Annotated in this window: 22 protein-coding genes; 14 read left to right on the top strand and 8 right to left on the bottom strand. The window is 57.1% G+C overall.

The features are described 5' to 3' along the window. A complete protein-coding gene (menB, locus tag SynPROSU1_RS05930) occupies positions 1-870 on the bottom strand; it encodes a 1,4-dihydroxy-2-naphthoyl-CoA synthase (protein WP_186571961.1) in 870 nt (289 codons plus the stop codon). 5 nt (positions 871-875) lie between these two features. After that, positions 876-2,558 (bottom strand): 2-succinyl-5-enolpyruvyl-6-hydroxy-3-cyclohexene-1-carboxylic-acid synthase, encoded by a 1,683-nt coding sequence (gene menD, locus SynPROSU1_RS05925; RefSeq protein WP_186571960.1) that lies wholly within the window; start codon positions 2,556-2,558, stop codon positions 876-878. Between the two features lie 57 nt (positions 2,559-2,615). On the opposite strand from menD, the gene lepB reads away from it, so the two are divergent. Together lepB and SynPROSU1_RS05915 are read left to right on the top strand one after the other, a co-directional pair. Next, positions 2,616-3,206 (top strand): signal peptidase I, encoded by a 591-nt coding sequence (gene lepB, locus SynPROSU1_RS05920; RefSeq protein ID WP_186571959.1) that lies wholly within the window; start codon positions 2,616-2,618, stop codon positions 3,204-3,206. A gap of 48 nt (positions 3,207-3,254) precedes the next feature. Next, complete coding sequence (locus SynPROSU1_RS05915) at positions 3,255-3,608, top strand: DUF760 domain-containing protein (protein ID WP_186571958.1); 354 nt, start codon at positions 3,255-3,257, stop codon at positions 3,606-3,608. Here the strand turns inward: SynPROSU1_RS05915 and SynPROSU1_RS05910 are convergent. From SynPROSU1_RS05910 to arsB, 3 genes are read right to left on the bottom strand one after another with little or no spacing between them, the layout of a single operon-like run. Next, positions 3,598-4,791, bottom strand: a complete 1,194-nt coding sequence (locus SynPROSU1_RS05910; protein WP_186571957.1) for a DUF4336 domain-containing protein — start codon at positions 4,789-4,791, stop codon at positions 3,598-3,600. The two genes, SynPROSU1_RS05915 and SynPROSU1_RS05910, sit on opposite strands and share 11 nt — an antisense overlap. 28 nt (positions 4,792-4,819) lie before the next feature. Further along, positions 4,820-6,004, bottom strand: a complete 1,185-nt coding sequence (gene chrA / locus SynPROSU1_RS05905; protein ID WP_186571956.1) for a chromate efflux transporter — start codon at positions 6,002-6,004, stop codon at positions 4,820-4,822. A gap of 13 nt (positions 6,005-6,017) precedes the next feature. Continuing rightward, entirely contained in the window at positions 6,018-7,028 is a 1,011-nt protein-coding gene (gene arsB / locus SynPROSU1_RS05900) for an ACR3 family arsenite efflux transporter (RefSeq protein ID WP_186571955.1), read from the bottom strand. Positions 7,029-7,253: 225 nt separating this feature from the next. Between arsB and phnC the strand changes: the two genes are divergently transcribed. The 8 genes from phnC (at position 7,254) to SynPROSU1_RS05860 (ending at position 14,276) form a co-directional block, all read left to right on the top strand. Further along, entirely contained in the window at positions 7,254-8,018 is a 765-nt protein-coding gene (gene phnC / locus SynPROSU1_RS05895) for a phosphonate ABC transporter ATP-binding protein (RefSeq protein ID WP_186571954.1), read from the top strand. Positions 8,019-8,062: 44 nt separating this feature from the next. Then, positions 8,063-8,959, top strand: coding sequence for a phosphate/phosphite/phosphonate ABC transporter substrate-binding protein (gene phnD / locus SynPROSU1_RS05890; protein WP_186571953.1), 897 nt, complete (start codon positions 8,063-8,065; stop codon positions 8,957-8,959). Positions 8,960-9,014: 55 nt separating this feature from the next. Next, entirely contained in the window at positions 9,015-9,824 is an 810-nt protein-coding gene (gene phnE, locus SynPROSU1_RS05885; protein WP_186571952.1) for a phosphonate ABC transporter, permease protein PhnE, read from the top strand. Between the two features lie 8 nt (positions 9,825-9,832). Beyond that, entirely contained in the window at positions 9,833-10,822 is a 990-nt protein-coding gene (locus tag SynPROSU1_RS05880) for a phosphonate dehydrogenase (protein ID WP_255444834.1), read from the top strand. Further along, on the top strand, positions 10,819-11,589 hold the full coding sequence (locus SynPROSU1_RS05875) for a phytanoyl-CoA dioxygenase family protein (RefSeq protein WP_186571950.1): 771 nt from the start codon (positions 10,819-10,821) through the stop codon (positions 11,587-11,589). Before SynPROSU1_RS05880 ends, SynPROSU1_RS05875 begins: the two co-directional genes overlap by 4 nt. Further along, positions 11,586-12,191 carry an HD domain-containing protein gene (locus SynPROSU1_RS05870; protein WP_222929906.1) on the top strand — a complete coding sequence of 202 codons (606 nt, stop codon included), beginning with the start codon at positions 11,586-11,588 and terminating at the stop codon, positions 12,189-12,191. Before SynPROSU1_RS05875 ends, SynPROSU1_RS05870 begins: the two co-directional genes overlap by 4 nt. 478 nt (positions 12,192-12,669) lie before the next feature. Continuing rightward, on the top strand, positions 12,670-13,749 hold the full coding sequence (psbA, locus tag SynPROSU1_RS05865) for a photosystem II q(b) protein (protein WP_186571300.1): 1,080 nt from the start codon (positions 12,670-12,672) through the stop codon (positions 13,747-13,749). A 359-nt stretch (positions 13,750-14,108) separates the two neighbouring features. After that, positions 14,109-14,276 (top strand): DUF4278 domain-containing protein, encoded by a 168-nt coding sequence (locus SynPROSU1_RS05860; protein WP_186571949.1) that lies wholly within the window; start codon positions 14,109-14,111, stop codon positions 14,274-14,276. Positions 14,277-15,532: 1,256 nt separating this feature from the next. Here the strand turns inward: SynPROSU1_RS05860 and SynPROSU1_RS05855 are convergent. Beyond that, entirely contained in the window at positions 15,533-16,420 is an 888-nt protein-coding gene (locus SynPROSU1_RS05855; protein WP_255444833.1) for a LysR family transcriptional regulator, read from the bottom strand. A gap of 582 nt (positions 16,421-17,002) precedes the next feature. Between SynPROSU1_RS05855 and SynPROSU1_RS05850 the strand changes: the two genes are divergently transcribed. From SynPROSU1_RS05850 to SynPROSU1_RS05840, 3 genes are all read left to right on the top strand, one after another. Continuing rightward, positions 17,003-18,001: a fatty acid desaturase gene (locus SynPROSU1_RS05850; RefSeq protein ID WP_186571947.1), complete on the top strand. Its 999-nt coding sequence runs from the start codon at positions 17,003-17,005 to the stop codon at positions 17,999-18,001. 317 nt (positions 18,002-18,318) lie between these two features. Next, positions 18,319-18,444 carry a hypothetical protein gene (locus SynPROSU1_RS13935; RefSeq protein ID WP_255444831.1) on the top strand — a complete coding sequence of 42 codons (126 nt, stop codon included), beginning with the start codon at positions 18,319-18,321 and terminating at the stop codon, positions 18,442-18,444. Between the two features lie 488 nt (positions 18,445-18,932). After that, positions 18,933-19,469, top strand: a complete 537-nt coding sequence (locus tag SynPROSU1_RS05840; RefSeq protein WP_255444829.1) for a response regulator transcription factor — start codon at positions 18,933-18,935, stop codon at positions 19,467-19,469. 813 nt (positions 19,470-20,282) lie between these two features. On the opposite strand, the gene SynPROSU1_RS05835 is transcribed toward SynPROSU1_RS05840, so the two are convergent. Beyond that, positions 20,283-20,612, bottom strand: coding sequence for a hypothetical protein (locus SynPROSU1_RS05835; RefSeq protein WP_186571945.1), 330 nt, complete (start codon positions 20,610-20,612; stop codon positions 20,283-20,285). Between the two features lie 639 nt (positions 20,613-21,251). Between SynPROSU1_RS05835 and SynPROSU1_RS05830 the strand changes: the two genes are divergently transcribed. Further along, positions 21,252-21,434 (top strand): hypothetical protein, encoded by a 183-nt coding sequence (locus SynPROSU1_RS05830; RefSeq protein WP_186571944.1) that lies wholly within the window; start codon positions 21,252-21,254, stop codon positions 21,432-21,434. A gap of 32 nt (positions 21,435-21,466) precedes the next feature. Here the strand turns inward: SynPROSU1_RS05830 and SynPROSU1_RS05825 are convergent, their stop codons facing one another. Beyond that, positions 21,467-23,101 carry an FAD-dependent oxidoreductase gene (locus SynPROSU1_RS05825; RefSeq protein ID WP_186572272.1) on the bottom strand — a complete coding sequence of 545 codons (1,635 nt, stop codon included), beginning with the start codon at positions 23,099-23,101 and terminating at the stop codon, positions 21,467-21,469. Positions 23,102-23,338 lie beyond the last annotated feature (237 nt).

Raw genomic sequence — 23,338 nt, 5'->3', positions numbered from 1 at the left:
TCAGGGTAACCAGCCTGTCTCGGAAAAATCCGGTGGCCTCTTCTCAAGGAAGGCATTGCGGCCTTCCACGGCTTCTTCAGTTCGGTAAAAGAGATGGGTGGCATTGCCGGCCAGCTCCTGCAACCCTGCGAGACCGTCTGTTTCGGCATTGAAAGCGGCTTTGAGGCAACGGATGGCCGTGGGGCTGTGCTGGAGCACCTCCCGTGCCCAGCGCACCCCCTCAGCCTCCAACTGCTCCAACGGCACCACGGCATTGACGAGACCCATCTCAAGGGCTTGCTGAGCGCCATAGCGGCGGCAAAGAAACCAGATTTCGCGGGCCTTGCGCTGACCAACAACCCGCGCCAGATAGCCCGCACCGAACCCGCCGTCAAAACTTCCGACCTTGGGGCCGGTCTGTCCAAACACGGCATTGTCAGCAGCCAAGCTGAGATCGCAAAGCAGATGCAGCACCTGGCCACCGCCCATGGCGTAGCCGGCCACCAGTGCGATCACCACCTTGGGCAGGCTTCGGATGATGCGCTGCAGATCCAGCACGTTCAACCGCGGCAGGCCGTCCTCGCCGACATACCCACCATCGCCGCGAACACTCTGATCTCCGCCAGAGCAGAAGGCATACCCGCCATCTTGGGCCGGCCCCACGCCGGTAAAGAGCACCACGCCGATGTCGCGGTCATCCCGGATGCGCGTGAAGGCATCACAGAGCTCCATCACCGTCTTAGGGCGGAAGGCATTCCGCTTGGCGGGGCGATTGATGGCCACGCGAGCTACGCCGTCTTCGCAACGGTCCACCAGGATGTCCTGGTAGGTGCCCCAAGCCGTCCATTGCGCCGTTGGCGCGCCAGGGAGCACCTGCCGCAAGTCACTCATGGAGTTCAGTGCACGCTGCCTTCATTCTGAGCAGCGGCGCGCAGCTGCTGACGCAAGGCGGCATCACGGCCACGGTCAGTGCACAACCGCAGCAACACTGGACGCTGCTGCGACAAGCCCCAAGCCAAGGCCTGCTCAAGATCATCCAAACAGGCCACCTGCCGTCCGGGAACGCCATGGGCCGCTGCCAGGGCCAGGGGATCCACCTGCTGGGGCATGGCAAACAGGCGCTCGAAGCCAGGCGTCTCGATGGGCAACTGCTGAAAAATGCCACCGCCGCTGTTGTCAATCAGCAGCACTAGCAGCGGTGGTGGTGCTGAAGAGGAAGCATGCAACCAGCCGTTGCTGTCGTGCAGCAGCGCAAGATCACCGGTCACCAAAGCCAGAGGCCCCAGATTCGCCGCCAACCCCATGGCGAGAGACAAGGTGCCGTCGATACCGGAAGCGCCTCGAAAACTGAAGCAACGATGGTTGCTGCTGGCTGGTCCGCTCCAGGTCAACCAGTCACGCACCGGTGAGCTGGCCGCCAACATCACCGGCAACCGCTCCGGCAACAGCTGGGGAAGCCAGTAGGCCAGGGCGGGCTCGTTCACCGCACCCTTCAGCGGCAGTTGCTTCTCGATCCACTGCGTCAGATCGTTTCTCCCCACCGATGGCTTGGGTGTGGCATCCGATAAAGACTGTTGGGCCATCCAGGCGGCCATGCCTCCCGACCACTGGCTGGCGCACCGCAGCGGATCAAGCGGCCTTGGATCCCCTTCCGTGATCAATAGCTGAGGGCCCCGATGACGCTGGAGCCAGGTCTCCAGCCGGCGGCTGGCGGGCAGCGGACCCAAACGCAACACCTGAACGTCCTTAGGGAGGTTCATCCCATCCAGCTGCAGCTCCCAGTGCTCGATGCGATTGGGGCATTCAGCGCCCAGGGCAGCGAGAGGATCCGCCAGCACAGCCCAGCCGCTGAAACTCAACCAGCGATGCACCGCTTGTTGGTAGGCCGCTAAGCCAGGCGTGAGTCCACGCCAAGGGCCCGCGATCACCACCCCCGGGAGCTCGGGATTGAGACGGGGTGGAGGGGAAAGCTCCAACGAGGGCTCAGCGCAAGCCTTGGGTGGACATGCACCAGAGACAACCTGTTGCTGCTGCTCCAACGACGAATGCAGCGGTTCATCAAAGGGCAGGTTGAGCTGCACGGGGCCTGGCGCCCCTCCGTCTGCACCCTGGGCTTGTTGCCAGGCCTGAACCGCCAGGGCACTGAGGGCATCGTTGGTCTGGGTGTGGACCCCTTCCACCGAGCCACTGCCGAACCAGCGGCAGGCCGACAGCAGAAAGGATTCCTGATTGACGGTCTGATTGGCGCCGCAGTTCTTCAGCCGGGCAGGACGATCGGCAGTAAGCAGCAGCAAGGGCTGACAGGAGCGATCCGCCTCCACCGCGGCCGGCAACAGATTGGCCACAGCGGTGCCCGACGTGGTGACCACCGCAACGGCGCGACCGCTGGCGGTTGCCATCCCAAGGGCCAGAAAAGCGGCCGAACGTTCATCAATGGCCGTGAACAGCTGCAGCTTCGCTTGGGACGCCAGCAGTCCCGCAGCTAATGCCAGGGGACCGGAACGGCTGCCAGGGCAGAGCACCAGCTGCTTCAGCCCGTGGAGGTACAACGCCTCAAGCAAGGTGAGGGCGGCCTGCAAATTGGTGCGGGCAGTGGACAGTGCAGCAGGCCAGGCTGGTGTGATCTTCGGTCAACGATGACCCAACCCACGACACCCGCTCCAGGAGAGGACAGCAAGGGCTTCTGGCGCAATCTGATTCTCTGGGCTTTGCTGGCCCTGCTGCTGCGCTGGTTGGTGGTGGAACCGCGATGGATTCCCTCCGGTTCAATGCTGCCCACACTGCAACTGCAGGACCGCATCCTGGTGGAGAAAGTCAGGCCACGCCTGGCCCGCAGCCGGCATAGCCATCTGAACCGGGGTGATGTGGTGGTGTTTGCTCCGCCCGAGCAGCTGGTGGCCGCCGGCTACGACGCTTCGGCCGCGCTGATCAAACGGGTGGTGGGCCTTCCAGGCGATCAACTGGAAGTGCGGGGTGGAATCCTGATTCGCAATGGATCGCCGTTGGAGGAGCCATGGCGGAAGGAAGCGATCAATTACGACATGGCCCCGATCACCGTTCCGGAGGAGCAGCTCTGGGTCATGGGGGACAACCGCAATGCCAGCCTCGATTCGCATCTCTGGGGATCACTCCCCGAAACCAATGTGCTGGGCACAGCGATCTGGCGGTATTGGCCGCTTCAGAGGTTCGGTCCGTTACGGATCCCCGACACCAGCGATGGCGGTTGATTCCGAGGGCCTGCGTTAAGGTCAAGTCCGTGATGTACATCACAGAGAATGTTTAACCCCGAGTTTCTGACGACTGATAACAGTGATGGTCAAGCGGGGAACAGCCTGATCCAGTACTTGCAGGAACAGTCCCCAGACACCCTGCAGCGGGTCGCGAAATCAGCCAGCAACGATATTCAGGACATCATTCGCCACAACGTTCAGGGGCTGCTTGGAATGCTCCCCGGTGAGCACTTCGAGGTGAAGGTCACAGCCAACCGCGACAACCTCGCCAACATGTTGGCTTCCGCGATGATGACCGGATATTTCTTGCGTCAGATGGAACAGCGCAAGGAACTGGAAGAAACACTCTTCGCTGACGAACAGATGGCGATCGAGCCGGAAGACGAACTCAAGCTTTGATCACGGGCTGATCAGGCACAACGCCGAGATCGAGCAAACGCTGATCAATTGAACCAAGAAATTCCCAGTTCTCTGAACTAGGAGCCCAATCCCGCTGTTCCAATGACGTGAGCAGTTGTTCAACGGTTTCGGGCGTGAATGTGACTGGCGCGCTGTAGTGGGCCGGCACCAGCCAGCGCAAATCAGCCAGGCCAGTCAGCTCTTGCAACCAACGCAACAGTGCGTCCTGGGCCCTGGGCAACACCAACCGCTCGAGCACCGGGGCCACCTGCAGCCTTGGGGCTTCGCTGCCCATCAAGCCATCGGCTGCAGCCTGCCAACCCGGCAGCCAGCGGAAGGGATACAGACCGAAATGGGCCCGCAGAGAGCGGAGCCCGGGCTTAAAGGCGTCCCGCAGCAGCTCAGGTAGAGCAGGAACCTCCAGCGGTTCCGGTCTCAGATAGGAGGCAAAGAGCACAAGCCGGGCCCAGCCACGGCGGCGGGCTTCTGTCGAATCGGTGAGGGGTTCATCGCCGCGTTCGCGGGCATGGAACAACAACGGCGTTGGGTCGAGATCGAACAAGGCCGGGGGTTCAGCACTGATGCCCACCAGGGCGTCTGTCACCAACAGAGCCCCTGACGGGCGATGGCAACAGGAGACTTCCTGGAAACGACCCACGCCAAGATCGAGCGGTCCGAGGGAAAACCACTCACAAACATCGCCATGGGGGACGCCATCGTCGAACAACACCTTGGTGCGGCCTGCCGGAACGCCCAGCCAAGCCAGGGGCAACTGCACCGGGAAGCTCCACTGGCCCGGACACACCCACACTTCTGCATCAGGGAAGGCGCGGGCCAGGGGGCCGAGAGGAAGCTTGTGCTCCAAACCGGAGGCGGTGGGCAGCACGATCGTGCGCACCGGGCCGTGCTGCTGTTCAAGGCCAGCAATGGCTTGGCGGACCTCACCGGTGGGCGGCAATGGGTTCACCAACATCAGGCCACCGGGCACCCTGGCCACGGTGAGCCGCACCGGCACGGCCACGTAATACACCCCCTGCAGCTGCTCAAGGCTCCAGAGCTGGCCAGGTATCAGCTCACTGAACACCGTGCGGCGGCGGCCATAGGGATACAACGGCAGCAGCGGCCAGAAACCCCAGCGCTGATCAGCAGGATTCACACCAGCTCCAGCCACCTCGCTCCCCATCGATGCAGTGATTCTGCAGAGGAATGGATCAAGCCAGGGTCAAACCACCCACTCCGGCGCAGAACAGCACCACCCGCCAGGCCGGTTGCCGCCAGCTCACCAACAACACAAACGCCACCAACGCCAGGCTGAACTCAGCGCCTCCGCGGATGCCTGTCTGCCAGACGGGTTGAAACAACGCCGCCAGCAGGATGCCCACCACCGACGCGTTGATGCCCAGCAGGGCTCGACGCATCGGAGCCAATCGGCCCAGGTCACTCCAGAAGGGCAAGAGCCCGCCAACCAGCAAGAACGAGGGAAAAAACAAGGCAATGAGCGCCATCACAGAACCGGCGATGCCCTGAAGCCCAGGCTGCAGATCAAAGCCAAGAAAGGCCGCGAAACTGAACATCGGCCCTGGCACCACCTGAGCTGCGCCATAGCCCGCCAGAAACTGCTGCAGGTCGATCCAACCGTTGGGCACCAGCGCTTGCTCGAGCAAGGGGAGCACCACATGACCACCGCCGAACACCAAGGCACCGGTGCGAAGAAATCCACTGAGCTGCTGCACCAGCAGCGGTCTGGTCTCAGCAGACAACCAGGGCAGAGCCACCAACAGCAGCACAGCGAAACCGAGCAAAACCACCGCCACCGAGCGCCGCAGCGGAACCACGAGACGTTCCGGTGCCAATGGCTCCAGCTCAGGTGGCGTCAGAGCACACAACCCCACCAACCCACCTAGCAGTAAGGCCAACAGCTGAGCCCAGACACGAGGCACCAACAGCACCAGCACGGCTGCCGCCACCATCAAGCTGGCCCGCTGCCGATCGGGAGCCAGTTTGCGCTGCAGGCCCAGAACGGCCTTAGCCACCACAGCCACAGCCGCCACCATCAAGCCATGCACCCAGCCTCCGTCGATCCAACTGGGATGGGACGAGAGCAGCGACGCCACCAGCACCATCAATACGGCGGAGGGCAAGGTGAACCCCGCCCAGGCCGCCAGACCGCCAAGCCAACCGGCCCGCATCAGCCCCAGACCCATGCCCACCTGGGAACTCGAAGGACCGGGCAACAGCTGACAGAGCCCAACGAGATCGGCGTAGGCCTCAGCGGTGATCCAACGCTCCCGCTGCACAAAGCGCTCGTGGAAGTAACCGAGGTGCGCCACGGGGCCTCCGAAGGACGTCAGCCCCAACACGAGGAACTGAACAAACACCTGCAGCGGCCTGGGCATCACGCTGCTCCTCTCAGGCAGGGAACAGGCGTCGGTTTCGATTGGCAATCGCCACCAGCGACAGCATCACCGGAACCTCCACCAGCACACCAACAACCGTGGCTAGAGCCGCCCCGGAGTTCAAACCGAACAGGCTGATTGCCACCGCAACCGCCAACTCAAAAAAGTTGGACGCGCCGATCATGGCCCCAGGTGCCGCAATCGATCGCGGCTGGCCTGCTGAGCGCATCCAAAACGCTGTGATCCAGAAAATCAGATAGGTCTGGAGGATCAGGGGAATGGCGATCAAGACGATGGCCAGCGGATTGGCCAGGATCGCCTGGGCCTGCACCATGAACAGCAGCAACACGGTGGCGATCAAGGCGCCAATCGCTAAGGGCTTGAGCCGCGTCTCCAACCGCTCAATCCGGCGGGCACTGCGCAGACTCAGCCGCGCCAACCATCCAGCAACGAGGGGAACCAGAACAAACAGCCCCACTGCCGTGAGCATCGTTTCCCAAGGCACCAGCACATCCGAAACCCCCAGCAGCAGCGCCGCAATCGGGGCAAAAGCGAACACCATGATCACGTTGTTCAACGCGACCTGCACCAGGGTGTAATTGGGATCGCCGTCGCTGAGGCGACTCCACACAAACACCATCGCCGTACAAGGCGCGACCCCGAGAAGAATCATCCCGGCCACGTACTCCTGGCCAACAGCTGCCGGGATCCAGGCGGAAAACACACCACGGATGAACAGCCAGGCAAGGGCTGTCATGGTGAGCGGCTTGATCAACCAGTTCACGACAGCCGTCACCAAAAGCCCCCGTGGCTGCTGGCGAATCGCTCCGATGGAGGAAAAATCGACCGCCAACATCATTGGAAAAATCATTCCCCAGATCAGCACCGCGATCGGCAGATTGATCCCCACAGCCTCCAGGGCTGCAATGCTTGCCGCCGCATCGGGGAACAAAGCGCCGAGGCCAACCCCAGCCACGATCGCCAGGGCAATCCAAAAAGAGAGATAGCGCTCAAACAGGCCCATGAATCCATCAAGGGATCTTGATGCAATGAGCCTATAGCGACGAAGTCCCCGCTCAAAAGCAACGCAGCGAAAGAAGCCGAAGGTTATGAAGGCAATAAGATCAGACCAAAAAATTTATTATTTAAGCGCTGATAAGTAGGTCACAATCAATCCTTATTCACCCCTTAACCGGCAACGCCAGGAGAGAGTTAAATTTCTAGATATTGAGATCGACAGAGAGGATTAATGGAAGACCTGTTACATATCAAGCAGCTATCAGTGTCTTTTGGAGACGACAATTATGCGGTTCAAGATGTCAACTGTTCAATCCAGGATGGAGAATTTGTAGTTCTCCTGGGTTCATCCGGAGCCGGCAAATCTACACTCCTTCGCTCTTTGAATGGATTGGTTCAACCCTGCGCAGGCAGCATTCATTCGCGGCACCACGGAGAAGTCAGCTCATGCTCCAAACGGCAGCTCCGCGCCCACCGGCGGGATACGGCGATGGTGTTCCAGCAGCATCAGCTGATTGACCGCTTATCAGTACTGGACAACGTGCTGATGGGGCGATTGGGGTACCACTCCTTCCTGCGTTCACTGCTTCCACTTCCACAGAGCGATCGTCAAAAAGCCCTTTCAGCCATTGAACGCGTTGGCCTGATCGATAAGGCACTGGCCCGCGTCAAAGACCTCAGCGGCGGCCAGCAGCAGCGCGTTGGAATCGCTCGGGCCCTTGTGCAGGAACCACGCCTCATCCTCGCGGATGAGCCGATCGCCAGCTTGGATCCAGAGAGTTCGCTGCAGATTCTTTCGCTGTTGAAGGACATCTGCCAACGCGATCGGATTGCTGTTCTGGTGAGTCTTCACCAAGTGGAATTCGCGCGTCAGTTTGCCGATCGAATCGTTGGCATGGCAGCGGGTCGCATGATCTGTGACCAGCACTCTTTGACCCTGGAGGAAAGCGACATTCACGCCCTGTATCGCCACAAGCTCGAGGCAGCGGTCACCTAAAAACCTGCCGTCTCGAGTTCAGGCTTGCTCTTCATTTCTTCACCATGTTGTCCCAAGCTGCGCGTTTTTCAGCCGTTGCTTTTGCCTCTGCTGCGATTGTTCTCACTGGTTGCTCCAGCCAAACAACAACTGGCAAGTCTGCTGACTCCAGTGATCCCGACAAGCTGATTGTTGCCCTGATCCCGGATGAAAATGCCGCAACGGTGATTCAGGACAACCAAGGGCTGAAGGATTACCTCAACCAGAAGCTCGGCAAGGAGATCGAACTGGTGGTCACCACCGATTACTCCTCCATGATCGAGGCTGCTCGCAACGATCGCCTCGACCTGGCCTATTTCGGACCGCTGTCCTACGTGTTGGCCAAGACCAAGAGCGAGATCGAGCCGTTCGCCGCTCGGATCAAGGGGGGCACCAAGACCTACAACTCATGCCTGATCGGCAACACCGAAGCCGGTGTGACCGACTTTGAAGCGATCAAAGGCAAAACCTTTGCCTTTGGAGACCCAGCTTCAACCTCCAGTCGCTTGTTCCCAGAACTAACCCTCAAAGAGAATGGCCTCACCAAGGGTGAGGACTACGAGGGGGTGTTCCTCGGCGCCCATGACGCTGTGGCCTTGGCTGTTCAGAACGGCAATGCTCAAGCCGGTGGGGTGGCCTGCCCGATTTTTGAGTCACTGAAGGAGAAGGGCAAGATCGACGACACGAAGGTGACGTTGATCGCCAAATCAGCGCCGATCCCGCAGTACCCCTGGACGATGCGCTCGTCGTTGAAGCCCGAACTGAAGGAGACCATCAGCACCACATTCATTGAGCTGAACGACGACAGCGTCCTGAAGCCGTTCAAGGCCGATGGATTCGCCGTGATTAGCGATCAGGACTACGACGGCATCCGCAAGGCGGGTGATCTGCTGGGCCTCGACCTCGGCAAGTTCGTCAACTGAACACATTCCTCTGTCCCGATGGTGTGAACCATCGGGATTTTTTTGTTCTTCCCTTATGAGTGCTTCCGTTGATTCCCATCGAGCCATTCTTCGGCGGCATGAGCTGCGATGGCGACAGCAATGCCTCCGCGTTCTGGTCATTCTCGCAGCGGTGGTGAGTTCCCTTGCCGTTGTGGGCCTGTTTGATCCGAATCGAATCGCCACCGGGGTGCCGGCGATTTTGAACTTGCTGCCGGAGATGTTCCCACCGGATTTCGGGCGGTGGCCGTTCTGGATCAAGCCCTTGATCGACTCAATGGCAATGAGCATCGCGGGCACCTCCATCGCGGTGTTCTTCTCGCTGTTGCTCTGTTTCTTTGCCGCACCAAACACCAGCCCGAGCCGAGCGCTCTACGTGCTCGCCACCGCAGTGCTCAACGTGACCCGAGCCGTTCCCGAGCTGATTCTCGGCATGATTCTTGTGGCCGCCGTGGGCTTTGGAGCCCTGCCCGGAACGCTGGCCCTCGGTCTTCACTCCGTTGGCATGCTCGGCAAGTTCTACGCCGAGGCAATCGAGCTGTGTGATCAAGAACCGATCGAAGCCGCCCGCTCATCCGGGGCGTCTGAAATGCAGGTGATCGTTCACAGCATCCTTCCTCAGGTGTTTCCAGCCATGGCGGATGTCACCTTCTACCGCTGGGAATACAACTTCCGGGCTTCGATGGTGGTGGGCGCCGTGGGCGCCGGCGGCATCGGTTTGGAAATCATCAGTGCCCTGCGAATCATGGAGTACCAACAGGTCTCGGCCCTGCTGCTGGTGGTGCTTGTGGTGGTCACAGCACTCGATTCGATGAGCAATGCCCTGCGGCATTGGATGGTGCAATGACAACCCTCATGAGCCATCAACAGCGGCCCCATCTCGTGGTCACGAATCATGTGCAGGAGGAGGTGATCGACTTCCTCTCCGAATTCGCACGGGTCACCGCCAATCGCAGCCGGGAGCCCTGGAGCCGTCGCGAACTGTTGGAAACAGCAGCGGACGCCGACGGCCTGCTGATGTTCATGCCGGATTGCGTCGATGCCGACTTTCTTGATCACTGCCCGCGGCTTGGCTCGATTGCTGGAGCCCTGCGTGGTTTCGACAACTTCAATCTCTCCGCCTGTGATGCCCGGGGCATTCGCTATCAATTCATCCCCAATTTGTTGGCGGCACCAACGGCAGAACTCACGGTTGCGATGCTGATCAGCCTGGCGCGATCCATCCCGGCAGGGGATGCCTTCGTGCGCACAGGCCAGTTCCCTGGATGGCGACCCAATTTCTACTCGAAGGGAGTGATCAACAGCACGGTTGGCATCGTGGGGATGGGGCAACTCGGCATTGAATTCGCCGAGCGCATGCGGGGCTTTGGCGCAACGCTGCTGTACAGCGATCCCGTTCGTCTTGATCGCCCATCCGAGCAACGTCTTGAGCTGCAGCATGTGGAGTTCAACGACGTGATTGAACGCAGTGATCACCTGGTGCTGATGGTGCCGCTCACGAACGACACGCTGCATCTGATCAATGGGAATGTGTTAGCCCGGTGCAAACCGGGGGCAGTGCTGGTGAATCCATGCCGCGGCTCGGTGGTGGATGAACAGGCTGTTGTGCGGGCGCTGCAATCAGGCCAGCTGGGGGGCTACGGGGCGGATGTTTTTGAGATGGAGGACTGGGCCCGAGAGGACAACCCCTCTTCCATTCCCCAGAGCTTGCTCGATCAGCGCGATCGCACCGTGCTCACCCCGCACATCGGGTCAGCCGTTCAATCGATCCGCGACGACATCGCCATGACGGCGGCCCGCAATCTCAAAGCACTTGTTGAGTCCACCCTGACGCCGATCAGATGAGCAACACCACAACCACAACGCACTGGGATCCGAAGGATCTCTTTGAATTCAAAGGACGTCATCAACAGGACGGCGTCGTCTATGTGCCTGGCTTGGTGGTAAGCGACGCCATGGCTGAGCTGCTGACTTGGATTGACGACATCTCCAGCGCATCGACATTGGGGCGCCACTACTTCGAAAGCACAGACAGTGGCCGGGTCAAAGCGCGAACCGAAGACTTCGCCAAGGATCACCCTCCCCTGCATCAGTTCCTGACCCAAGGCCGGGTGCATGGCGTGCTCGAAGCCTTGTTTGGCGAGCCGCCAGTGCTGTTCAAGGAGAAGATCAACTACAAGCACCCCGGTGCCGCCGGGTACGCCCCCCATCAAGATGCCCCGGCCTACCCGTTTGGCTCGCTGCACATCACGATGCTGCTGGCCTTGGATTCAGCGGATACAAGCAATGGCTGCTTGGAATTCGCCAAAGGGGCCCATCACAACGGCGTGATCGATGTGAATGCCGATGGATGCCTCCCGATTGAGCGGGCAGCTCAACTCGAATGGACGCCGATGCCTGTGGCTGCTGGAGACGCGGTGTTCTTCAACTCTTTTGCACCGCACCGCAGCGGCACCAACCGCTCCGATCGTTCGCGCCGCGCGCTGTACGTCACCTACAACGCCAGCTCCGAAGGCGATTTGCGATCGGAGTACTACGACCACAAAAAGCAGGCGCTAGCGGAAGGGCGCGTCAGCTTGATCAACCACTTTCTCGGAGAGGACGTCTCATGACTACTGCACTGGCCGACCACGCCATGGAATGGATGAAATCCATGCAAGCGGGGAGTCGCGAAGAGCGCGTTGATCTGCTCTTCGCCTATCTCCATACCCATGGCCAATCCAGCTACGACCCATCGGTGACGCAGCTGGAACATGCTCTGCAGACAGCGCATTTGGCCCAACAGGAGTCGCAGCAGCCCCACCTGGTAGTGGCATCACTGCTTCATGACATCGGCCATCTGATGATCGATGAACACGATGAGCAAAAGGATTTCCTCGATCAAGACTGCGCCCATGAGGCCGTCGCAGCCCGAGCACTCTCGGTGTTCTTCCCCACGCAGGTTGTTGCTCCCGTACAGCGGCATGTCTCAGCCAAGCGGCTGCTGTGCTCCCTGGATGAGACGTATTACGCGGGGCTGTCGGATGCGTCAAAACGCAGTTTCGCCGTCCAGGGCGGAGAGCTGAGTCGTTCAGAAGCGATGCGGCTGTTGGCCCTAGAGGGGATGGACGATGCCATGGCCCTGCGGCGCTGGGACGACCGGGCCAAGGTTCATGGGGTTGAAGTGCCCGACTTGGATGCCTACGGGCAGGTGGTCTTGGACCATCTCCTGTAGAGAAGGATTCAAGCGAGTTCAGCTCCCTGAGTTGCACACCATTGATCCCAGTTGCACAAAATTCCAGGGACAAATCAGGGACGAGTCCCTCAGACCTGTTCTTGTGGCAAAGAGCTAAGTGGCAGCAGCGGCCAGAAACCCCAGCGCTGATCCGCAGGATTCACACCAGCTCCAGCCACCACACTCCCTGTCAATGCAGTGATTCTGCAGAGGAAGGGAACAGGCCATTCTTCAGGCCTATTTCTTCATCCCAATCGCTATTCGCAAACGGCAAGCAACCGGATGCAAAGAACGCACAGATTCCAAGCTCAACGCACACCGCTGATTAGCTGATAAGCCGGGCCTATCGATCTCATCAGGAGTGCTCGGGCTGGGCGCCATGTCGGCACCGCAAACTTCCTTTACATTGACGCTGTCGGGTTAACCGACCTTTCTTATCTGCCACCGGGATTCGTCCTACCGGCTCCTTTCCGTTCTCATGACCACCACCCTCCAGCAGCGCTCCGGCGCTTCCAGCTGGCAGGCCTTCTGCGAGTGGGTCACCTCCACCAACAACCGTCTGTATGTCGGTTGGTTCGGTGTGCTGATGATCCCAACTCTGTTGGCTGCCACCATCTGTTTCGTCATCGCCTTCGTCGCCGCACCTCCGGTTGACATCGATGGCATCCGCGAGCCTGTCGCTGGCTCCCTGATCTACGGAAACAACATCATCTCTGGTGCTGTTGTTCCTTCTTCAAACGCCATCGGCCTGCACTTCTACCCCATCTGGGAAGCTGCTTCCCTCGATGAGTGGCTGTACAACGGCGGCCCCTTCCAGCTGGTTATTTTCCACTTCCTCATCGGCATCTACGCCTACATGGGTCGCGAGTGGGAACTCTCCTACCGCCTGGGCATGCGCCCCTGGATCTGCGTTGCCTACAGCGCACCTGTCGCTGCAGCCTCCGCTGTCTTCCTGGTTTACCCCTTCGGTCAGGGTTCTTTCTCTGACGCAATGCCCCTGGGCATCTCTGGCACCTTCAACTACATGTTGGTGTTCCAGGCCGAGCACAACATCCTGATGCACCCCTTCCACATGATGGGCGTCGCAGGTGTCTTCGGCGGCAGCTTGTTCTCCGCCATGCACGGCTCCCTGGTGACCTCCTCCCTGGTGCGTGAAACCACCGAGAGCGAGTCCCAGAACTACGGCTACAAGTTTGGCCAAGAGGAAGAGACCTACAACATCGTGGCTGCCCACGGTTACTTCGGTCGCCTGATCTTCCAATACGCCTCCTTCAACAACAGCCGTAGCCTTCACTTCTTCCTGGCTGCCTGGCCTGTTGTCGGCATCTGGTTCACCGCCCTTGGCGTGTCAACCATGGCCTTCAACCTGAACGGCTTCAACTTCAACCAGTCCATCCTTGATGGTCAGGGCCGTGTCCTGAACACCTGGGCCGACGTGTTGAACCGTGCCGGCCTCGGCATGGAAGTGATGCACGAGCGCAACGCTCACAACTTCCCCCTCGACCTGGCTGCTGCTGAGTCCACTCCTGTGGCTCTGCAGGCTCCCGCCATCGGTTGATCTGGAATCAACCTGTTCCATTCGGAACAGCAAAAACGATTCAGATCAACTGAATCGGAAAGCCCCCTCCTCGGAGGGGGCTTTTTGGTGTGTCTGCAAAATCAAAGTGGCCAATCAACGGCGATCGAGTTGCCCAACAGGCACCGCCTGACCTAACTCCATACAGGCGAGTCATCACGCGGTCGCGACAGGAGTAAATGGGGTGGGCTCCTGAAACCGGGCAAGGCTGGGGACCCAGGGGTTGACTTAGGCGTATATTTTATTTGTAGCAACCACTACACAACGTTCACCCCCGTTCGAAGGGGCGCAGACACTCCAAGCCACGGAACGGGGACTTGGAATTTTCTGAGGAACTAACCATGACTGGTCTTCTCTATAGAGGTCACTCCTACGAAGCTCAAGCAGCCTCGCCCAAAGCTTGTGTCGAGCTGACCTACCGCCGCGAGCATTACAACACATGCCGCGAAGAAGTCGCTCACAATGCCCATCCAAGCCTGACCTACCGAGGCGCTTCTTACACCAAGTGATCAGGGCTTAATCAAACTCCAAACCTCTGCCTTCAGCGGGGGTTTCTTTTTGCCACTGAGGCAGCTCCGAGCCTGCCAAAAGAATTGGGCAGAGATCCTGAAGCGGGCTAACCCCAATGCGGAAACCACTGAGGAAGAAACCCCGCACGAGCAAGGCCAAGTACGGCTGCCAGTGTTGCCAGCTTCACTCCCGTCAGGATTCCTGCCGTCTTCCATGTGAACAGCGATTTCGTCAGGGTGATCAATTCACATACTCAGACAAAGAACATGATGTGCCATTGACGAGCTGGGCTCCTAAGGCTGACTGGGTCCCTTGCTCACTTGTCGCCAACTAAAGACATGATCCCGAAGCTCATTTGGAGATAGCAAGCGAGCAGCTCTGCCCTCTCCAAGCTGAGAGCCTCAAGGGATAAAGATGATGTTCTGCGTTGAACGAAGCGATGGGCACGACATTTGGTTTCAAGAGCAGTGCTTCGAGACTGAGTTCAAGGCTTTCACCAACGCCCGAGCCAAATCACTGAATACTTGCGGGCTCTATCGAGTCATGTACGAAAGTCCCGGCAACTCAGGTGAGGTGCTGAGGATTTCAAAAGGGAAAGCGATCCTGGCTGAAGATGACCGACTCGTTGGATAAGTGCTGGAGCCTAAACAGCGGAAATTCCGTGGTTTGCAATGACGCATCAAAGGCATTGCTAAAGCAAGGGTCCAGGTAAGAGCCGTGTACAACGTCGTCAAGCAAGAAGCTCCCGACCGTTGGGTCAAAGAGCTTTACTTCCAAACGGAATTCAGGGCTTACCTTTGTGCCCGCACAAAGTCGAAGGCGCTGATGTGCACTTACATGGTGGTTGACGCGACCACTAACGAAGTGACCTCAATCGTTCGTCACGGCAGGCCCCTAATTGCATAGGAGGCGAACTAAATCGATCCTCTGCATTATCGCGAGTTGCTCATGAATAATCCCAGTTGCACAAAAAACGAGGGACAAGCCCCTCAGGTCTGTTCCTGTAACTGGTAGCCAAGTGGCAGCAGCGACCAGAAACCCCAGAACTGATCAGCAGGATTCACACCAGCTCCAGCCACCACGCTCCCCATCAATGCAGTGATTCTGCAGAGGAATGGAACAGGCCAGGGTCAGGTCACAAACCACAGCGATATAAAGCACCACAGAGCACAGCCTGAACGCAGCGCGATCTCGGATCAAACAATCCAGACGGATTAAGTCAAAACAATCTGTCGAGATGCAAAGCCATGGGATGTCAAACCTCAACAGAGTTCTCCATGCTTCGTGCAAGGTCAACAAAGCCCGCGATGTAGTCGACGGATGCATCCACCTTGCGCATGCCCAAATGAATCTGCTTGGCGATGCCGCTCTGCCCAAGCCGGAGCACCGTAAGGCTCATCGAAGCGGCATAGCGTTCAGCGAGCCAACGGGGCAGTGCCGCGACGCCACGTGCGCAAGACACCATTTGCAAAATCATGTCAGTGGTTTCAATCCGCTTGTGCAGAGCTGGCAAGAACCCGGCTGGAGTAAAAAAGCTTCGGTAAATGTCCAGGCGCTCTAAGGGTACGGGGTAAGAAATCAGGATCTCAGATTGCAAATCCTCGGGTGTCACCCAATCATTGGCAGACAAACGATGTTGATCTGACACTACCAAGACCTGCTCGTAATCAAACACTGGCTCAAACTGAAGCCCTGGCTTCAATACAGGATCAGGAGTAACGAGCATATCTATTTCATGATTTAGCAAAGCATCGAGACCACCAAATTGAAATTTTTGAATCACATCAATATCAACATCTGGATAAGCCCTTAGGTACGGATCTGTCACATTGAGCAACCACTGATAACAGGGATGACACTCCATTCCAACCCGCAATGTACCTCGAACACCAGCAGAAAATTGGCCAAGATGATCCTCTGCAAGCGATAACTGAGGCAAAACCCTCCCAGCCAAGGAGTGAAGATAACGTCCTGCCTGAGTCAGACAGAGTTGCCGACCATCACGCACCCAAATCAACGCTCCAAGCTGCTTTTCCAGTTTCTTGATGGAATGACTCAGGGCTGACTGTGTTAATGAAAGGGCATCAGCAGCAGCAGTCAAAGAACCACGCCTTTCTACTTCAACAATGATCTGCAGATGCAACCTCTGGAGAACATGCTCATGAGCAGCATTCATGAATCAATGAAGAATAAACATTTTACTTTCAACGAATCGCAATAGACAATATTTATGCCTAGCGCAAACGCATTGCCTGTTGCATGCCTTTGAACAGAAAAACCACCTGGCCAAAACTTCCGAGCCTTCAGCTGCCAACAAAAGGGAGCATGGCAAGCTGGCTTAAGGAAAACAGCCTCTTGGTGGGTGCGTGGGCCTTGCAAGGGTTCCAGGAACATGGCCGAGGAATGGTCCGGATCCGTACTCTCACAATGGCAGAAGAAGCGGGTCCGTGGCCATGGAGCACTGAGGCATGCCTCGTTGAGCCGTCTTACTTCACAAGCGCAGAGGCTGAAAACTCCATCAGCAACTTGCCTTGCAAGCAAAGCAGGCTTCAAATCAAAAGAGCACTTCAGACCTATAACCCTTCAGCAGATGCCATGGCCTGGTTGGACGTTGCAAATGAACCGTTGGTGCTGCATCTCAAGGCCTTGAAAGTTGCCCCAGAGGAAGCCCTGCAACAACTGGCGCGCCGCCGCGACGAATTCGAACTCTCCTGAACGACTCCCAATGGAATCACCGTCCTATCAAGACTTCTGCCTGAAGCCTTTTACGACACGCAGCAATCGAAAAGCTCTCATTCAGATCAGCAATACCCTGATTCCCTATGGGCTGTTGTGGTGGCTGATGCTTCAAGCCACAGAGATCTCCCCCTGGCTCACTCCACCTTTTCTAATCATTCTCAGCCTTTTTTCACTGAGAAGTTTTTCATTAATGCATGATTGCGGCCATGGATCATTGTTTGAAACCCCAAGACTGAATCGGATCTTTGGATTCCTTTTTGGCGTCATCAATGCGGTTCCGCAGCTGTCCTGGTCCATTGACCACGCTTATCATCACAAAACAAACGGAGACTGGGAACGCTATCGAGGGGTTGCTGATTTTCTGAGCCTGGACGAATTCCTAAATCTCAGCCGCAAAGAGCAAAGGATCTACACGACAATCCACCACCCACTCATGGCGCTACCGGGTGGCTTCTATTATTTAGCGATCAAACCTAGATTGGATCTCTTGGTTGGCCTCGTCAGCCCAAAGAATCGCATGTGGGGATCCAGGGAAGAATTCAACGATCTTTGCCTGAGCAACTTTTTTAGCTTGATTGGGGTTGTCTGCCTAGGATCGTGGATTGGCTTTGGATTATTTCTGAGCCTTTACAGCATTATCCTTTGCCTCACAGCTAGTAGCTTGATTTACGTTTTTTACGTACAACACATATTTGAAAATAGCTACGCCAATCCAAGCGAAGGCTGGAGCCCGATACGAGGGGCATTAGAAGGCTCGAGCTTACTCATCCTCCCACCATTGCTGCAATGGTTCACAGCCAATATCGGCTTTCACAATATTCATCACCTTTGCGAAAGAATACCAAATTACAACCTTAAAGCTTGTCATCAGTGCAATCAACACCTGTTGAGAAACGTACCAACATTGCACCTAGAAAGCATGCTTGAATGTTCAAAATTTGTTTTATGGGACCCAAGCAATGCAAGCCTGACCACAATCCCATAACAAATCAGTCGGACAATGAGTCGATCCCAGTTACCAACAGTCATTAATTAAAACCTGACTTTCTGACGCTTGATTGTGAGTGTTAATTCAAGGAAAGTCGCAAACAAGAGAAACGCCAGATTGATAAACCTTTTGAAACCTGCGCTAGTTTCATAGAATATCTAATGCAATCCGCTACGTCGTCGAAGCTTCATATCTGAGCAAAACGTCTGCTGTGTTCGCTGGATGAGACGTATTTTGCGGGGCCATCTGATGCGTCAAAACGCAGTTTCGCTGTGCAGGGTGGAGAACTGAGCCGTTCAGAAGCGATGCGCCTGTTGGCCTTAGAGGGGATGGACGATGCCATGGCGCTGCGGCGCTGGGACGACCGAGCCGAGGTTAATGGGGTTGAAGTGCCCGAATTGGATGCCTACCGGCAGGTCGTCTTGGACCATCTCATATAAAGCAGGATTCAAGCGAGGTCAGCTGTCTGGGAGTTGCACACCATTGATCCCAGTTGCATAAAAAACGAAAGACAACTCAGGGACAAGCCCCTCAGGCCTGTTCCTGCAACTTGGAACAAAGTGGCAGCAGCGGCCAGAAACCCCAGCGCTGATCAGCAGGATTCACACCAGCTCCAGCCACCACACTCCCTATCAATGCAGTGATTCTGCAGAGGAATGGATCAGGCCAGGATCAAACCACCCACTACGGCGCAAAAACCCAGAGCGGCGCTGCTGCCTGACAGGCTTTCAATCCATCTCCAAGATGAGTGGGCGACCAAGGCCTGGCCCTCCCTCAATCGGTGGAATTCAACCCAAAGTCAGAGACGATCCAAGGTGTTCTCCAGGAGAGCAGGAGCCTCTGGGCCGGCACGACGTCAGTCGTAGCAATGGGAGATCTATTAACCCTGGGTGCTTTCAGCATGGTGCCCCCGATCACCAACACCCTGGTGGGGACATTCAGCACAGAGCGTGAAGCCCTAGCTGCCTGCAAGGAAAAGCAACCCGGCCTGCTGTATGTCACTGAGTCTCTGGAGCAGGGCTATGGGATCCACTTGGCCAACAAGGTCAATCAGGTCAGCCCAAAAACCAGGGTGCTGCTTTCCCTTCACCGAGAGAACCAAGAGGTGGTGAGGGAAGCCCTTGATGCTCATATTGATGGAATCGCCTTCGTCAGCTCGATCGGCAAAGGCATCAAGGGAGACTTTTTTCAGTCCCTATCAGCCATCGCCAATGGTTCGTCCTACTACCCGAAAGACGTCAGAGAGATGGCGGGCTTCCAGAAGAGCCAGATCCTCAACAATCTGTCAGGGCGGGAGATAGAAGTCTTGGAAGCCTTGTGCCGAGGAATGAACAATAAGGACATCGCAGCATCAATGGTCGTCAGTCCAGAAACTGTCAAAACACACGTCAGCACGATCATCAGCAAGCTGGGCGTAAAAGACCGCACTCAAGCCGTCATCACCAGCATCCGCGCAGGAATGTAAATTCAATCTCAATCTGCTGTTTTAAAAATGCACGACTTGACTGTCTGAATCGATCAGTATTCCCAACAACTCCTTAATTGTGAAATCTATATAGCGCTCAACTCAAGGTTTGTTTCAGTACACAATATTGGAACTTGATCAGTTTATGAGCCGACTTAGTGGCGATTGGAGCGTTTTGAGTGACTGTGCTTTGAAGACAAGTGCAACAAACTTGATGCGTTGTCTTGCTCTTCCACCTTGGTGAGTTTTTTTACAAGGTTCCACGTGTCTTGAGCAGACATCTCCCCATCCTGCTCCCATTTGATGCTCGACAGCTCAGCGGAGGACATCAAATGCAGTCGTGGCTCTACAAGTTAAGGAATCCGCACTGAACGCAGCGGAAAAAACGAAGCGATGTCACTTAAGAAATTCGGAGATTGGCTTGCAGTGATACAACCGTTCTGAACTGGGCCACAAAAAAGCCCCAGCCACAAGGACTGGAGCCAGGTGATGGGGGACACATGAAACATACCGGTCCTGCATCCACAAGCAAGACCATGAGGCACTACATCTGGCGCCGAGGACGAAGGAATGGCATCCCTCGCTCAATAGAGCACCAGATGTAGCGGCAGCACAAGACAGCGCCAGCCCAGACAGGCAACCGTCAATGCGAACCGAACCAGGCGCAACAGATGCCAAGACGAATCGTCAGGAGCGTTAAAACACCAACAGCTGCTGCTGCAAAAGCCAGACCCATCAATTGCTGACGCCGTTTTTCCCTGCCAACCTCAACCAATGGACTGCCGCTTAGCAATGGAGCGTTATTGAGAGAGCTTAACGATTTTTGGTAACGAGATCTACCAAGACGGTGACATCTGCAGCCAATGACCTCGGCTCATCCACTTTCAACGGCGTCGGCTTCAGGTGTGCACACAAAACAACACTCTCTGTAACCGCAGAAAAGAGTTCGAACTGATACACCTTGATCAGATTTTTGTCGACGCCATGAGCGACCTGAGCAAGGAACAGGAACAAGCCATTGCTCGGTCGACGATGTATCTGTTCGCGGCACTCCTGACCATCGTGATGGTTTCCATTGCAGGACTCTTCCTCAGTGCAGAGCTGGAGCAGCAAGCTCAGAGCAAAACAGAGACGTCCCTTCAACTCTCAAGCCAAAACCAAGTCGCCCCTCGATCAGAGCGACCTTGGACACGTTGGAGCCGACACGAATCCGCGATGTTGCCTGTGAAGATCCCTGTCTAGATGAAAGCTGAAAGGACGTTGCCCAAAGATTTTGGCCCCTTGAAAAAACAATGAGGCAAAGTCGAGCGTTGGCTTAATCGCCCCGCAGATGCACTGTCTGAACAACAGTGGGATCCGATCGCCTCAGGGAGCCGCCGCGAAGCGTCGACTGCGGGCAGTCAGTTGGGTGCGTGCTCTGAGGTGACGATGGCGGCGACAGGGCCTTTCATACAGATCAGAACTATTTTTCCAAGAACGCGGGTATGGCCAGCTTCGTTTAACAGCTGGCGAATTGGTTGTTCTGCAACACCACCAGGAGTGGAGCCACAGGGCTGTCATGCCGCAGATCAAACCAGTCATGACTGCATGATGAAACCCATCTGGGCAGCGTCAAGCTCAGATCAACAACCTAAGCAACGCTGAGTTTCATCGCTTGAGATCAAAACTCGGGCGTTGCAAACAAGCGATGTTCTGAAGAGCTTGCTCTCCATGAATGAGTGATACGGCCAGTTGCCAAGTGCCCTGAAGCCGATGCAGAACAGGAGCATCAGATCCACAGCCATGGCCAAGCGTCGCTTTCTCGACAAGCAACCCCTCACCCAAGCGGAAGGTCTGACCGCCCTGATCATGATGGGGGTGGGCCTCACTCTCGGCGGCATCAGCGTGACCATCTTCATGGCGCTGAACGCCTCAGCTCCAGGATCTTGGCAAGAGCTTTGGCTCTCCGGACAACTGAATTTCTGAACATCACTGACGATGCCCTGGTGCCCTCGAGATCAGGGCATCCAAGGCCAACGGATGCCAAAAGCCTCCAACGGATCCATCACGAGTTTGTTCATCGCCCGCCCAAACAGCACCTGGGGCTCCTCGGGACGAATCGGAAGCACCTTGTGCTCTCGTGTCTTGGTGGGATCCGCTCCGATCACCACTCCACTGCGCAACAAAGCATTGGCTGCTTCAAGGCCGCAGACATAGGCCCGTTCTTGGCAGAGCCCCTTGGCACCGTGCTCGCGTTCCCCCATCCGCACCCAGTCACCAGCGCAAACAAGTGATTGAAGCGATGTTTGCAGCGGCGGACGTTGGCTGAAGCTGCCGGGTGAAAACAACGACACCGAACCCGGGTAACGCCGCACCTCACACTCCAGAACCTGAGCCAGCCGAAATCCCTGCGCCGCCTGCGGCAGAAGCTCATGCAACAGGGTGTCGACGATCTCCTGATCACTCAACGCCGCAATCGCCGTAGCGTTGTAGAAGTCGCTGGCGACAACGGAACCCTGAGGTGAACGACCGCCCCAGAGTTCCGCTTCATCCTCTTTCTGCAGCTGGTCCAGCATGAAGAAGGTGGCGCCAGAACCCTGCAAGGAGGTAAAGCGGGAGAAGACATTGGCGGGGTCGGCGACCGCGACATAGCGATCCAGCCACAACCGCACCGACACCACATCGATCGCGCCCAGGCTGCCGGCAGCCACCAGCTCCGGCAGAGCATCGGCGCAGCTCGGCGACTGCGTCATCAGCGCCTTCATGCCCTTGGCACCCACCGCCAGCACAACCGCATCAACATCGTCGATCACGCTTGTTTGTCCTGCTGCCAGCGAACGGATCTCCACAGACTGGATGGCCCCTGCGTTGTGATCAAGATTGAGGCGCGTGGCCAGCGTTCCTCCCAAAACGGTGAGCCGCCAATGGTCCAGCAAGCGTTCCGCCAATGGGGCAATCAGCTGCTCGGCGATGGTTCCGGAACGAATCCAACGCACATCGAAGGAGTCTTGATGCGCTAATGCGTAGTAATAGAGCAGCTCCATGGTGACGGCTGCCGATAATTCTTCGGGTGGCTTGAACAGACCCACCAGGAGAATGGGACGCAAGAACTCGTTAATCATCCGCTCACTGATCTTCAGTTGGCGGAAGAGCGTCAACGCATCGATGGCGTCATAGTTCCGAAATGTCGTCTCACTGCGGTTCAAATCCAGCATTGCTACCAGAAGCCCGGCAATGCTCAAGCGATCGGCAACTGGAAGGCGCTTGAAGTTTTTAATCGTCGCCATGGCTTGTCCCAGGGGGCTGGGGAGCTGCAGCCCATCACCAAAGACGGGTGCTGTGGCCTCCAGACCAGCGGGGGACCAGAAGGCACTGCTGGTGAAGTCAGTGAACACATCGGCGAGCCCAAGCTCATCCGTCATCGCATTGATGTTGGGGTAATCCCTCCAGAAACCACGGGTGCCCGCTTCAAAGGGTTTGCCACTTGCGGTGCGCATCGGCGTCCGCCCCGTGGGATCCGTCATCCCATCGATCAGGGTGACGCGCACGCCCGCTTCGCAGAGGGCTTTTGCTGCACCCCAGCCGCCCCAGCCACCGCCGATCACCACCACATGGGAAGAGCCAGAGTTGATGACCTTGGAATGCTCAGGCATTGACGCGTCAGGAATCCAGTGAATCGTCATCGCATCATGGAGCGCTGAAGCGGGAACGGTCGCCATCGCCACACAGCGGTGGAATTCCATAGCCTCAACCTCACGCACTCGTGAAGATCCAATGATTCCCAACGCAACCGTTCGCTGGCCTGTTTTCCTCCCGGTGGTTCTGTTCTTCGGTGGGATCGGTGCAGCGGCAGCGATGACTCAGCTACTGGAATCGTTCTGAGCTTCAGC

The organism is Synechococcus sp. PROS-U-1, assembly GCF_014279755.1.
GTDB lineage: Bacteria > Cyanobacteriota > Cyanobacteriia > PCC-6307 > Cyanobiaceae > Parasynechococcus.
Note: the sequence above shows the minus strand (reverse complement) of the source record. Positions and strands in the feature narration are given on the sequence as shown.

What these genes read in the sequence shown, in the direction of transcription:
- menB (WP_186571961.1), bottom strand. Translation starts at nt 870, where the DNA reads ATGAGTGACTTGCGGCAGGTGCTCCCTGGCGCGCCAACGGCGCAATGG.
- lepB (WP_186571959.1), top strand. Translation starts at nt 2,616, where the DNA reads ATGACCCAACCCACGACACCCGCTCCAGGAGAGGACAGCAAGGGCTTC.
- SynPROSU1_RS05915 (WP_186571958.1), top strand. Translation starts at nt 3,255, where the DNA reads ATGTTTAACCCCGAGTTTCTGACGACTGATAACAGTGATGGTCAAGCG.
- SynPROSU1_RS05910 (WP_186571957.1), bottom strand. Translation starts at nt 4,791, where the DNA reads ATGGGGAGCGAGGTGGCTGGAGCTGGTGTGAATCCTGCTGATCAGCGC.
- chrA (WP_186571956.1), bottom strand. Translation starts at nt 6,004, where the DNA reads ATGCCCAGGCCGCTGCAGGTGTTTGTTCAGTTCCTCGTGTTGGGGCTG.
- arsB (WP_186571955.1), bottom strand. Translation starts at nt 7,028, where the DNA reads ATGGGCCTGTTTGAGCGCTATCTCTCTTTTTGGATTGCCCTGGCGATC.
- phnC (WP_186571954.1), top strand. Translation starts at nt 7,254, where the DNA reads ATGGAAGACCTGTTACATATCAAGCAGCTATCAGTGTCTTTTGGAGAC.
- phnD (WP_186571953.1), top strand. Translation starts at nt 8,063, where the DNA reads ATGTTGTCCCAAGCTGCGCGTTTTTCAGCCGTTGCTTTTGCCTCTGCT.
- phnE (WP_186571952.1), top strand. Translation starts at nt 9,015, where the DNA reads ATGAGTGCTTCCGTTGATTCCCATCGAGCCATTCTTCGGCGGCATGAG.
- SynPROSU1_RS05880 (WP_255444834.1), top strand. Translation starts at nt 9,833, where the DNA reads ATGAGCCATCAACAGCGGCCCCATCTCGTGGTCACGAATCATGTGCAG.
- SynPROSU1_RS05875 (WP_186571950.1), top strand. Translation starts at nt 10,819, where the DNA reads ATGAGCAACACCACAACCACAACGCACTGGGATCCGAAGGATCTCTTT.
- SynPROSU1_RS05870 (WP_222929906.1), top strand. Translation starts at nt 11,586, where the DNA reads ATGACTACTGCACTGGCCGACCACGCCATGGAATGGATGAAATCCATG.
- psbA (WP_186571300.1), top strand. Translation starts at nt 12,670, where the DNA reads ATGACCACCACCCTCCAGCAGCGCTCCGGCGCTTCCAGCTGGCAGGCC.
- SynPROSU1_RS05860 (WP_186571949.1), top strand. Translation starts at nt 14,109, where the DNA reads ATGACTGGTCTTCTCTATAGAGGTCACTCCTACGAAGCTCAAGCAGCC.
- SynPROSU1_RS05850 (WP_186571947.1), top strand. Translation starts at nt 17,003, where the DNA reads ATGGAATCACCGTCCTATCAAGACTTCTGCCTGAAGCCTTTTACGACA.
- SynPROSU1_RS05830 (WP_186571944.1), top strand. Translation starts at nt 21,252, where the DNA reads ATGGCCAAGCGTCGCTTTCTCGACAAGCAACCCCTCACCCAAGCGGAA.
- SynPROSU1_RS05825 (WP_186572272.1), bottom strand. Translation starts at nt 23,101, where the DNA reads ATGCCTGAGCATTCCAAGGTCATCAACTCTGGCTCTTCCCATGTGGTG.